At 69.1% G+C, this 12,060-nt stretch carries 7 protein-coding genes; 1 reads left to right on the forward strand and 6 read right to left on the reverse strand.

Annotated features, from left to right (window positions below; translation table 11 throughout):
- Window positions 1-416: 416 nt before the first annotated feature.
- From AC5JJ1_RS00735 to AC5JJ1_RS00760, 6 genes are all read right to left on the reverse strand, one after another.
- Complete coding sequence (locus tag AC5JJ1_RS00735) at window positions 417-884, reverse strand: hypothetical protein (protein WP_495783199.1); 468 nt, start codon at window positions 882-884, stop codon at window positions 417-419.
- Between the two features lie 683 nt (window positions 885-1,567).
- The gene (locus AC5JJ1_RS00740) at window positions 1,568-1,873 is read right to left on the reverse strand and encodes a hypothetical protein (RefSeq protein ID WP_495783200.1); all 306 of its coding nucleotides are present in this window, start codon (window positions 1,871-1,873) and stop codon (window positions 1,568-1,570) included.
- A 293-nt stretch (window positions 1,874-2,166) separates the two neighbouring features.
- Window positions 2,167-5,388: an error-prone DNA polymerase gene (locus tag AC5JJ1_RS00745; protein WP_495783201.1), complete on the reverse strand. Its 3,222-nt coding sequence runs from the start codon at window positions 5,386-5,388 to the stop codon at window positions 2,167-2,169.
- A complete protein-coding gene (locus tag AC5JJ1_RS00750; RefSeq protein ID WP_495783202.1) occupies window positions 5,385-5,615 on the reverse strand; it encodes a hypothetical protein in 231 nt (76 codons plus the stop codon). Before AC5JJ1_RS00750 ends, AC5JJ1_RS00745 begins: the two co-directional genes overlap by 4 nt.
- A 25-nt stretch (window positions 5,616-5,640) precedes the next feature.
- Window positions 5,641-7,161: a Y-family DNA polymerase gene (locus tag AC5JJ1_RS00755; protein ID WP_495783203.1), complete on the reverse strand. Its 1,521-nt coding sequence runs from the start codon at window positions 7,159-7,161 to the stop codon at window positions 5,641-5,643.
- The gene (locus AC5JJ1_RS00760; protein ID WP_495783204.1) at window positions 7,079-7,852 is read right to left on the reverse strand and encodes an ImuA family protein; all 774 of its coding nucleotides are present in this window, start codon (window positions 7,850-7,852) and stop codon (window positions 7,079-7,081) included. Before AC5JJ1_RS00760 ends, AC5JJ1_RS00755 begins: the two co-directional genes overlap by 83 nt.
- A gap of 465 nt (window positions 7,853-8,317) precedes the next feature.
- Between AC5JJ1_RS00760 and AC5JJ1_RS00765 the strand changes: the two genes are divergently transcribed.
- A partial coding sequence (locus AC5JJ1_RS00765) for a hypothetical protein (protein WP_495783205.1) occupies window positions 8,318-12,060 on the forward strand: 3,743 nt, incomplete at its 3' end.

The raw sequence follows: 12,060 nt of genomic DNA on the forward strand, positions 1-12,060 counted from the left end.
TGCAGGAAAGCATTCTGCCCTGGCCAGTTAAGGGCCATGCAATCAGGAAGTCTGGGGAAGCTTCACCGCCATTCTAGACCTAGTTGCGGGTACGTGGCCTCAGAGGCCCTCGGACATCGTCCCAAGGGGCGAGTGATGCTGAACATGACAGCCATCGCTACTGGAGATGCATTCATCAGGTCTCCGAGGCGGCTGGGCACCGCCCCGGATTGCCTCGCTGGTCAGGGCTACGGCGTCGGTCTCGTGAGAGGGCCTACGGGGGCGCATAGTGCGTCCGTACCCGTCCGAGGGCCGGAATGCCTCTTCGGCCGTCGTGCGGGCAAGCGTCTTCCCGATGGACACGCCGCGTGGGCCGCGCAGACCCACGAAGCCCATCCAGCGACCCGGCAGGGGTCGAACGAGGGCGTGGAGGCACCTTACCCAGCCCGCCTCTGGCTGTCGGCCAAGCCCTTGCCCATGAGCAGCCCCATCTCGCCCGGTCGATCCGCGTACTCCCGCATGGTGCGATACGGCACGGCGGTGACCTCCGCGATGAAGTTGAGCTTCGCGGCGGCGTCGAGAGCGCCAAAGCGGCCCGCCCCCGGCTTGCGCTCGAACAGCGCGGCGACCGCCTGCACTGTCCGCACCGGGACGAGGCCCAGCACCCTGATGTGCTCCGGCGTCACGTCGGCCGCGGTCAGTTTTCGGTCGACCATCGCGTACCCCTCGGGGGCTGCGCTCGACGGCTTGGCATCTGCAGGAGGCGTGGCCGAGAGCTGGCCAACCGGGAAGTCGAGCTCGGCACCGTTGGCCTGCTCGATGAAGACGGTGTCCCCATCGCACTTGAGGACCGTGCCGCTGCGCTTGCCGTCCCGGTGGTAGACCGTCTGCCCAACCTTGAACATTCCCTGTCCTCCAGCCGCCGGTCGCTAGGACCGGTTGTGCCATGGCACGCGGCCCGTGGCGAGCGAAAGGCCCTTCGGGTCTTCACAGCAGATTCGGTCCACAGCTTACTAGCTTCGGTCTTAGACGCCGCTGAAGCTGCTGATCTGCTTTTGCATGGCCGCATCCACTCGCTTCTGCCTCTCCGCAGCCTGAGCGGGCGTCAGCGGCGGTTCATCCCGAGGTGGTGGCGGTGGATCGACGCCAATCATGAGGAGGCGAAGGAGCCATCGTCCTATACTCTTCATCAGCATTGCACCAACTTAATCAATCTTACACTGCTCCATTTATGAGGTCTTTCGCCATACCCGCGCGGTTCAAAATCACATGGGACACTCTGGCGGCCGCGATGGGCGCCTTGCCGCCATGCAGGCTCAACCCGCAGGGCAGGTGCGACCTTTGAAAGGCCTGGCACGAGGTCGCGGCGGGTCTCAAGGACTTGGTGCCGTTGGACACCGCTATCCCTGAGCCCGATCTGGAGCAATCGAACCTTTGGGAATTGATAACGGCAGAGAATATGGAGAGGCTAGGCGCGACGGGTGCTCATACGGTGCAAGGCACTTTATCTGCGGCCGTGACCGCGCTGAAGTTGACCCGGCGGGAAGGTTAGCATGCTGCCCTGGCTTCCCATCGAGCGGCGGGGTATCTACCCGGCTCCCTGCGCTTTCCGCACCTCGTCCAGCACCGCCTCATGCGTCGCCAGTATTCGCCGCAGCGTGGGTTTCCCTTTGTCGCTCGCCTCTGCGATGCCCTCGTGCATCTCCTCGATCCCCGAAGTCATCTGCTCGGCCAAGCCGGATAGCCGCTCCTGTAGCTGCTCGCCGTCGTCCTTGAGTTCGGCTGTCCAGATCTCCAGAACGCGAGAGAATTCGGTGGCAGCGCGGGCGGGTGGGACACCCGCTTGCAGGAGCTTGATAAGGGGAGCGAGGTCGGCGTTGGGAGAGCGGGGCATGCTGGAGAAGGTAGGCAGGCGCACCCCGGATCGCTAAGCGTCGAAGAGTCCCTTTGTGTTGCCAGTGGCGGTCTGAACGAAGCGATCCGTTATCCCGAAACAACGAGCGGTTCGGTCGGCGACACCTTCCAGGGTTCTCGGAGGCTGGTCAGGCACCGAGCGTGGCTCGGTCGGTGGCGCTCTAGGCCATACGCAGCTGCCGATGCCGACCGCCCCGCCTCCCGGCGTGGCGACTGACCTACGGAGGCAGACCCGGGATGGTGTCCGTTCGCTGCTGCATCGCGGGCCGCCGCTCAACGAAAATCCCGCGTCGGCACCTTGATCCCTGACCCGAGCCGTAGGTCGGGAATGTAGATGTCGCGCGCCGGGCGGCCACCCAGCCCCGTTGGTTCGAGCGGACCCAACGGAGCAGCGGCGTCCCGCTCTTCGACGCCCTGCAGCAGGCCGGAAAGATCCTCCAAACGGTTGGCGATGACGTGGGTTACCTCGCCCTCGCGCTGCACCCGACCGCGGCAGGCAAGCATACCCGCGGAGAGGACGAGGCGACGCTGTCGCTCGAAGAGGGAGGGCCAGACGATGAGGTTCGCCACGCCCGTCTCGTCTTCGATGGTGATGAACATGACGCCCTTGGCCGAGCCCGGCTTCTGCCGCACCAGCACGATGCCAGGCACCGTCACCCAGCGTCCGTCGCGGGCCGTGGCGAGGTCCGCGCAGGCCACCAGGCCGCGGGCGCGAAGTTCACCCCGCAGGAAGGCGACAGGATGGCACCGCAGGCTTAGGCCAGTGCTGCGGTAATCCTCCACGACCTCACGTCCATCCGCCATCGGCACGAGCGCGACGGGCGGCTCGACGGCCTCCGGCTCCAGCGCGCCGCCGCGCTCAGCCGCGGCAAACAGCGGCAGCGCCGTGTCGGCGAGGCCGCGCACTGCCCAGAGCGCCTGCCGCCGGTCGAGCCCCAGCGTGCGGAAGGCGTCGGCCTCGGCCAGCCGCTCGAGCGCCGCCCTGGGCAGGCCAGCTTGGCGCCAGACCTCCTCGACGGACGCGTAGGGCGCCCCTCCCCGGTGCGCGACAAGCCGGGCGGCGTCGGCGTTCGCCAAGCCTTGAATCATGCGCAGGCCGAGCCGGACGGCCAGCCACCGGCCGCCCGTCGGCTCCAGGGTGCAGTCCCAGCGCGAGGCGTTGGCACAGACCGGCCGCACCTCGACCCCATGCTCGCGGGCGTCGCGCACCACCTGGGCGGGCGCGTAGAAGCCCATCGGCTGGCTGTTCAGCAGCGCCGCGCAGAAGACATCGGGCTGGTGGCACTTCACCCATGCGCTGGCGTAAGCGATGAGGGCGAAAGAGGCGGCGTGGCTCTCCGGGAAGCCGTAGCTGCCGAAGCCCTCGAGCTGCGCGAAGGTGCGCTCCGCGAAGTCCCTCGCGTAGCCGCGCTCCACCATGCCCGCAATCAGTTTGTCCCGGAACACTGAGACGCCACCCGTGAACTTGAAGGTCGCCATGGCGCGTCGCAACTGGTCGGCCTCGCCCGGACTGAACCCGGCGCAATGGATGGCGACCTGCATGGCCTGTTCCTGGAACAGCGGCACGCCGAGCGTCTTGCCGAGCACCTTCTCCAATTCGAGCTTCGGGTAGGAGACGTCCTCCTTTCCCTCCCGGCGCCGCAGGTAGGGATGGACCATGTCGCCCTGGATTGGCCCCGGGCGGACGATGGCGACCTGGATGACGAGGTCGTAGAAGGTTCTCGGCTTCAGCCGCGGCAGCATGGCCATCTGCGCCCGGCTTTCGATCTGGAAGGTGCCGAGGGTGTCGGCGCGCCGGATCATAGCGTAGGTCGCCGGATCCTCAGGCGGCACCGAGGCCATGTCGACTTGCTGACCCTTGTGGTCATCCATCAGCTCGAAGGCGCGCCGGAGGCAGCCCAACATACCGAGCCCGAGCACGTCCACCTTCATGAAGCCCAGCGCGTCGATGTCGTCCTTGTCCCATTCGACCACCTGCCGCCCGGCCATCGCCGCAGGCGCGACCGGGACGAGTTCGTCGAGCCGGTCGCGGGTCAGCACGAAGCCGCCCGGGTGCGTCCCGAGCTGGCGGGGGAAGCCGATGATCTCGCGCGCAAGCTCCAGGGTCAGCCGCAGGCGCCGGTCGGTGGGGTCGAGATTCAGCTCCGTGGCGTGCTCCTCGGTCACGCCCTCCTCGGACCAGCCCCATACCTGCGCGGCCAGCGCGCCGGTGACGTCTTCGGGCAGGCCCATGACCTTGCCCACGTCCCGCACCGCCCCGCGGGCGCGGAAGCGCATCACGGTGGCGCAGAGCGCGGCGCGGTCGCGACCGTAGCGGGCGTAGACCCACTGGATCACCTCCTCCCGCCGCTCGGCCTCGAAGTCCACGTCGATGTCCGGAGGCTCGCGCCGCTCAGCCGAGACGAAGCGCTCGAAGAGCAGGCCGGAGCGCACCGGGTCGATGGAGGTGACGCCGAGCACGTAGCAGACGGCCGAGTTGGCGGCCGAACCGCGGCCCTGGCAGAGGATATCCTTGCTGCGGGCATAGGCGACGATGGTGCGGACGGTCAGGAAGTAGGGCGCGTATCCCAGGTCTTCGATGAGCCGCAGCTCGTGCTGGAGCTGGGCCGCCACGTCGTCGGGCATGCCTTCCGGATAGCGGGACGGCGCTGCGTCCCAGACCAGCCGCTCCAGCGCCTGCTGCGGGGTGAGCGACGGATCCTCGACCTCGTCCGGGTACTGGTAGCGGAGTTCGTCCAAGGAAAAGCGGCACCGCGCCACGACGTCGAGGGTCCGCGCGACCGCCTCCGGGTGGTGGCGGAAGAGGCGCACCATCTCCTCCGACGCCTTCAGGTGGCGGTCAGCGGAGCGCTCGCGCCGAAACCCAGCGCCGTCGATGGTGCAACCCTCGCGGATGCAGGTGACCACGTCCTGCAGGGTGCGACGCTCCGGCGCGTGGTATAGCACGTCGCCGGTGGCGACCGCCGCCACGCGCGCGACGCGCGCCATGTCATCGAGCGCGCGCAGGCGCACGTCGTCGCCGGAACGGCGACGTAGCGTCAGCGCGAGGTGGGCGCGGCTGCCGAAGTCGGCACGAAGGCGGGGGAGGCGTGCGGCAAGCTCCTCGTCTGGCTGATCCGGCACAAGGATAGCGAGCAGCCCCTCGGCATGAGCCGCGAGGTCGTCCCAAAACAGCTCCCAACCACGGTGGCCAGCGCGGCCCTTGCCGATGGTCAGCAGTCGACAGAGCCGGGCGTAGGCGGAGCGGTCCGTTGGATAGACCAGGACGGCGGCGCCGTCCGCGAGGTCGAGGCGGCAGCCGACTACCAGCCGCACGCCTGAATCCTTGGAGTGCCGGTGCGCGGACACGATCCCCGCGAGTGAATTCCGGTCGGTGACGCCGAGCGCGGGCAGGCCAAGCGCGGCGGCCCGGTCAAACAACTCCTCTGGGTGGCTGGCGCCGCGCAGGAAGGAGTAGTTCGTTGTGACCTGGAGCTCGGCGTAGGCCGCCGTCACGGCTTCTGATGGTGCGGGCTGGTCGAGGGTGCCGGAACCGCCGGGAGCTTCATCAGCACGAAGCCGCTGCGCTCGAGATGGCGCACCAGCCGTTCGGCGGTGATGCGCGCCATCGCCTCGTCGGCGTGATGGACACGTTTCCTTCCGTCATACCTGAGCGCGAAGGACAGGCTCTCGGCGATTTCCTCGGAGGTCGCGGGACGCAGGGGCGAAGGGGCATTGGGCACCGGAGCTGTTTCCTTGCTGTCGAGGTCAGAAGATGCCGTGCAGGAACCAAGCGAGGTCGCCCGTCGCGGGGTCGGCGCCGTCGCCGCGGCGGTAAAGCCAGAAGCGCCGACCATCCTCGTTCTCGACGGCCCAGTAGTCGCGCACCGCGCGGCGCTCGCCGTCGCGGCGCCACCACTCGCCCGCAATGCGCTCAGGCCCGTCGGCGCGCCGGACGCGGTGGCGCACCCGGCGCCAGGTGAATGCGGCTGGGGGTTGGTCGGGCAGCACCGACAGCACCTGCACCGGCTGAGGCGGCGCGATCAGTCGAACCGGTCGCCGCAGGCCGGGCGGCCAGGCGGCACGACCGACGTCGGCGAGAGGGCGCGCGCGCCAGACCGAGCGCTCGGGCACGTCGCTCTCGACGGGCACAGCACGGAACACCCGCCCCGCGCCGAAACGGGCAGTGAGGCGGTCGACCAAGGAAGCGATGTCCACCTCGGCGGCGCCATCGCCGCTGAGCGACGTCGTGGCCTGGGTGGGTGCAAGTGGCTCGGCCAAGGCGACGACGAGGCGCATGGCGGCGACCCCGAAGCCGGGATCCACCTCCTCGAGCCGCTCGCCGAGGAGACGCGCAAGATGGCGAGGGTCGCGCGTTGGTCGTGCCATTCCGGCTCGCAGGACCTTGGTTGCGTCGTCCACCCGCTCAAACAACAAGTCGAGGCGACGCGCGCCGAGGCCAGCTCGCTCCAGCCCTGTGCAAACGGTCTCCGCCAGTCGGTCGATGGCGAACCGCAGCGCTTCGGCGGTCAGCAGCGGCTCGGGAAAGGCCAGGCTGTGCTGCACCGCCTCAGGCGGCACCACCGGCGTGATCGGCTCTGGGGTGCGGCCGAGCGCCTGGTCGAGACGCCGCAGCGTCTCAGCCCCGAACCGCCGCGCCAAGGGGCCGCGTGGCGTCGAGACCAGCTGGCCGACAAGGTCGAGCCCGAGCCGCCGCAGGCCCGCGACTGTCTCGCCGGGCAGGCGCAGCGCCGCCACAGGCAGCAGGGCGACGGCGTCGACTTGCCCGGCGGGTAGAACGACGCTGATGGTCGCGCTGACGTGGCGTGCCATCGCCCAGGCCGCGCCGGGCGTGTCTGCGATGGCGGCTCGGGCGACGATGCCGGACCGGCCGAGGCGTCCGACGAGGTCTTCGAGCATTGCCTCCTCGCCGCCATGCAGGTGCGCGCAGCCGGTGGCGTCGATCCAGAGCCCGTCCGGCGGGTCGGGCGCGGTCAGAGGGGAGTAGCGCAGGCACCAAGCTGCCAGGTCGGTAAGCGCGTCGGCGTCGCCCTCGGGATCCGCCGCGACGACCTCGAGCCCAGGCACCATGGCCTGGGCATGGGCGAGCGGCATGCCCGGGCGGAGCCCCAGCACCTGCGCCGCCCGGTTCGCCGACGCGACCGCGAGGCGGCGGCCATCGTGGGCGCGCGTCACCAGCGGCGCCTCAACCGGCGACACGGTGCCTCGGCTCCTCTGCAGCCGGTCGGTCGGCCAGGTCGGCAGCCAGAGCGAGACGACCCTGCGCATCGGGACACTCCACAATCCAGGAACGGGGTTCACCGCCGCGAGCCCGCAGCAGGTCGAGCTGCCAGCGTGCCCGGCCGAGGCCGGGTGTCTCGGGCGACCAAGGCAGCGGCGGGGCGGACGGCAGGGAGGCGACGCGCCAGCGCGTCACGGCTGCGCTGGGCTCGGCCAGGGCGGGGTCATCGTGCCGGGGGCTACGGCGGAGTGCGAAGGCGATGGCGCCCGTACCCTCCGCGGCGAGCTGCAGGCGGCGCGAAGCGGTCAGGCTGAGGCGGCTGGGCACCTCGCCGACGACGCCTGCGAGACCGGGGTGGCGCAGCCCCTCCTCCATGGCGGCCAGCACGTCCCGGCCCGCCTCCACGTGCAGGACACGCTGCGAGGTGAGGCCGACCTCGGCCAAGGCCGGGGCGAAGAGGTCGAAGTATGGAGAGACCCAGAGCACCGGCCCTGCCGCACGGGCCAGGACGCTGGCGGCGAGCAGGGCCGCGGCGGCGCCGTGCTCGGTGTCGGGGCCAGACCCGGCGACCTCGTGCAGGGCGCCCCGGGCGATGCCGCCGTCAGGCAGGGCGTCGTCGAGGGTCGGGAGACCGAAGGGAATGACAGCCGCACGGCCCGGGGCCAGCGGGCGGCGCTCGATGCGCGCCACCTGCTCCCTGAGGTCTTCCAGCAATGCCGCCCGACCGCTCCCGGCCATGTCCACTCACCTCCGTCGCCTGGAACATAAAGTGAACGAACGAGTCGCCGGAAGTTCCGATTTAGGCTGGCGACCTGCGGAGGGCTGTGGATAACGGGGATCGTTTCGGTGTGGCGAGGCCAGGACGCTTTTCGGAGCACGTTATGTTGCTCACACTTCGCTTGATCGGCGCTGTGATCCATCTGCGGGCTAGGGGGCCAGCTAAGCTTGCTCTCCCTTCGAAGCGGACACCCTTAACGCTGCGTCCTGCCGCTCATGCCGATGCAACTTGGCCACAGTGAAGTCTTGGACGCCTCTGCTGCGGAGTATCCTGTAGCGGGAAGATGAAGGCCCACACATCATGTGCGCGGAGACGAGCCGCGCATGCCGAGAACTCAAGGCGAGATTGTCGCAACGCTGCTGGCAGCGGGAGCTGTCCGCGGCATGCGGCTAGCCAGTCCGGCGCAGCGCCGCATGCTACGCTTCTTGCTCGCATCGCCCAAACGCGGTCGTGGACCTTTCTCCGATGCTTACATCGCCCAGCTGAAGGTCGCCTTCGCGGTGCCCGACGCGCCGGATGAGGACGAGGGTCGAGGGGACGCAGCGGAGCACGGCGGGACGCCGATGAGTCGCTGGCTGCTCGATCGCGTCGAGGCGACTGGCTTCGGCGGCGTCACGGCATACGGCGCGGGGTCGTTCACCCTGGAGTTCGGTGGCAGGAGCCTATGCCTGGACGGCCTTAACGGCCAGGGCAAGACCTCGCTCGCTAGCCTGCTGACCGTCGCCCTCACGGGCCAGCGCATCGGCGCGCACGGCCCGTCTGCCGCCGCGTGTTCGCCTCATCCGGTCCGCACGGCAAGCGGCGGTGGCCCGGCGGACGGATGGCCGCCCGTTGTAACCTACCCGAGGGACTTGGAGACCCTGCAGTCTGCCGTTCCAGAGGCCATGATCCGCCTCGTGTTTAAGGACGAAGCAGGTCTGGAACACACGACCGAACGGACCGTGACCCGCGGGGGCATCTCACCGGCCCAGCCATTCTTGCCACCCGGCGTCAGCCCCCTACACGCGGAGCTGGCGGTCCTCATCCCGAACCGGGTGGCGCACGTCCGAGTCACGGAGGAGCGGCGCCTTGTCGAGGTGCTGGTTGAGCTCATCGGGCTGGAGCCCCTGCAGGCACTTGGGGAGCACGCATCCGATCTATGCCACGGCAGTAAGAACTTCGCGGGTTACCCGAAGACTGCGGACATCAGGGCCGCAGCGGGCAAGGCGGAAGCAACCCTGAAGGAGGTGCTTGACGACACGACAGCGCGTGACGCCCTGCCTCCGTCCCCGACGCCCCCGAACGGGCTCCAGCCGGGCGACCTGTCGCGCGCATTGGTGGCGGCGAAAGCGGGGCTCACCGGCAGGAAGTCGCAGCTGTTCCAGGGAGTCGAGGTCGACCCGTCCATCGACCTGACCCGCGCGGACGGGCTCTCAAGGGTACAAAGGCTCTTGGGAGAGGTTGCAGCCCTGCTCGGTGAGAACCTGCTGAAGTCCCTGCCGAGCATGAGCGCGGTGAAGCAGATCGCGGCCCTAGCCGAACCGGCCCGCCTGGAGGTTGCCCGTCGGGCCCTGTCCGCCGCACGCGAAGCCCTCGCCTTCGCACGAGAGGCCGCCGCTCGCCAGCGGCGAGACGCCAAGCTGCGGCTAAAGGCCACCGCCGCGCGGTGGCACGCCGAGAACCACCCGGACTCGGGCGGGGTGGACGACTGCCCGCTCTGCGGGCGGACGCTGTCTGGAGACGCCGACCTCGACGCCCTCGCCGCTGAACTCGCGGCCCTCAAGACGGAAGGCGAGGTGGTCACGAGGACGTTCGGTGAAGCCTGTAACCGGATCGCGCAGGAGCTGGCTGCCGACCTTGCCAGGCTTGGCAACCCGGTCGAGTTGCCGCCGGATCCTGTAGCCGACGTGCTCGACGAACTCGCCCGGCACCTCGAGGCAAGCGAACCCCTCGGCTTGATCCTGCCGACCCCTCGGCGGTCAGCCGTCGAGGCGGTCCGTTCCCTGGCGCGGACGCGCAGCCCCGGCGGCACGCCCCTGGCGGTCGCGGGCGTGCCCGAGGAGGAGAGGGCCGCCCTCGACGCGATCGCCCGCGCGGAGAGGGCCATCACCCTCGCGGAGGCCTGGCCAGAGGCGAAGGTGTTACTCGGGCGCGTTCGCCAGGAAATCATTGGCCGCTCGGGAACGGACGGCAGCGCCCCGGCGGTGGGCACGCTGCTCCATGCGCTCAGGGCAGCGCAAGACGCCAGTGACTCCGCGGCACCCATCGACAAGGCGACCGAGAGGCTCGACGCTGCAATGGCCGCCAGCGAGGCCTTGCGGACGCTTCAGGAAGAGCACCGTGCGAGGCGTGCCGTTGTGGAGGCCTTGACCCCGCTCAAAGACCTCATCCGGGTCGTACAGGAGGAGGCACGGGAAGCACTGGCCGAGGTCAGCGCTGAGACGGTCGAGCTGTTCGGCCGCATCTACGCGGGCGGGCCGCTCGCGCTGCAAGGCGCCGGAATGCCCCAGCGCGGGGCACTGCGGGTCGAGGGCCGCGTGGGCGACGCTGTTGTCGACGCGTCGCTGGTTGCGAACACCTCGTGGCTCAGGGCCTTTCTTTGGGCCTTCGTCTTTACACTGAGGCGGCAGGCGGTTGCTAGGCTCGGCTACGACCCGATGCCGCTGCTCCTCCTCGACGATCCGCAGGCCACCCTGGACAACTGCAATGAGCGGCAGTGGGCTGGTGTGCTGGCCGAGATGTCGGCAGGGACGGACGGGCGCCCGGCTGAGGCGCAGCTAGTCATTACCAGCCACGACCTGAAATTCTTCGAGCGGGATGAATTCAAGTCAGTCTACGACGGCAGCCGTGGCGCCGTGCATGGCATTTGCCCAGCGAAGGGGACGCTCCGGGTGTTCCACGGCGGGCCGCACGACCGCGCGTGGGACGCCCTCAATCGCGACCAGACGCCCGGAAACGCTCAGGCGTACATCTCCGAGGTCCGCATGCTCGTCGAAGGGAAGCTCTCGCTCATCCTGCAGATCTTTGGCGTGATATCAAACCAGACTGACATCCAGCACCTGATCAACGAGTTTGAGACCAGGAGGTCGCTCCCGTTCTTCACGTCGCCCGCTGTGCTTGCGGTCACCAACCTGCTGCGTACCGAGCGGACGTTCCGCAGCAAACTGAACGCTTCGCACCACGACGAAGACCGCCGCTCTTTGACGGTACATGATGCGAGAGAGGTCAACGCCGTCTGGCGGAGACTCGACGAAACCCTCGAAGGGGCGTGCGCGCAAGCCCGAAGACTAGAATTCCTGTATCCCAGGCAGGCGGGATCGTCGAGCGTAGTCGCGTTCCCCACGCCGAACCGGCTGGTCGCGCCCGGGCGGGTAAGGGACCGGGAGCTTGTTCTCAGCGGCCGGGTCGCCGCCGCAACCGGCGGGCGCGTCACCTGGGGCAACGTAGACTCCGGCGAAAAAGTGCGCCTCGTACGACACGGTTCGGTCCGCCTCCTCGCGGATACACTCGCCCCAATCGCACGGCCGGGAGACCTACTACTTCTCCGCCAGTTCGGCGACCCTGCGGACGGAGACCTTGTCGTCGCGGAGGTTGATGGGCAGTTGCGGGCGCGACGCTTGCGGATGGCGGGGGAGGACCGCTCCAGCCCGACACTCCTAGCAGAGTCAGCGGGCGACCGATCACTGCCCCCGTTGATCCTAGCAGCGGCCGACAACCGGATGCGAATCGTCGATGGAGTGCTGTACTCTCAGCCAGACGGCACCGGCGGGGCCCGGGCCGCCGACGAGGCGGCGGCCGTCGACCATGAGGTCGACGTGCTAGACCACGCGGGATCGGGGGCCTCGGTTTGGAAGGTCGCTGGGGACAGCGCTGCGCCGGTGGCACTCGATGGGCAATTCCTCCTCGCCGGTCCGAGGGCGCGCTCTCCCGAGGAGTTGCGCCGCCTGGACGGGTGCTTCGTGCTTGCGGAGGTCCAGGGCCCGACCGATGAGCCCGAGCGCTACTTTAAGCGCCTGCGCCTAGCGCCGCCGGTGGCCGTTCTGGAAAGCATCGAGCCGACGGGGGATTTCGGCCCGGTCGTCTGCTCGCTCGTCGATGGTCATACCTTGCCGCCGTTGATTGCTGCGGCCCCCATTGGCTGTGTCCATGAATTCTGGCCCAGCAGTGCTGATGAATTTTGGCCCACCTG

This window comes from Belnapia sp. (assembly GCF_059504005.1).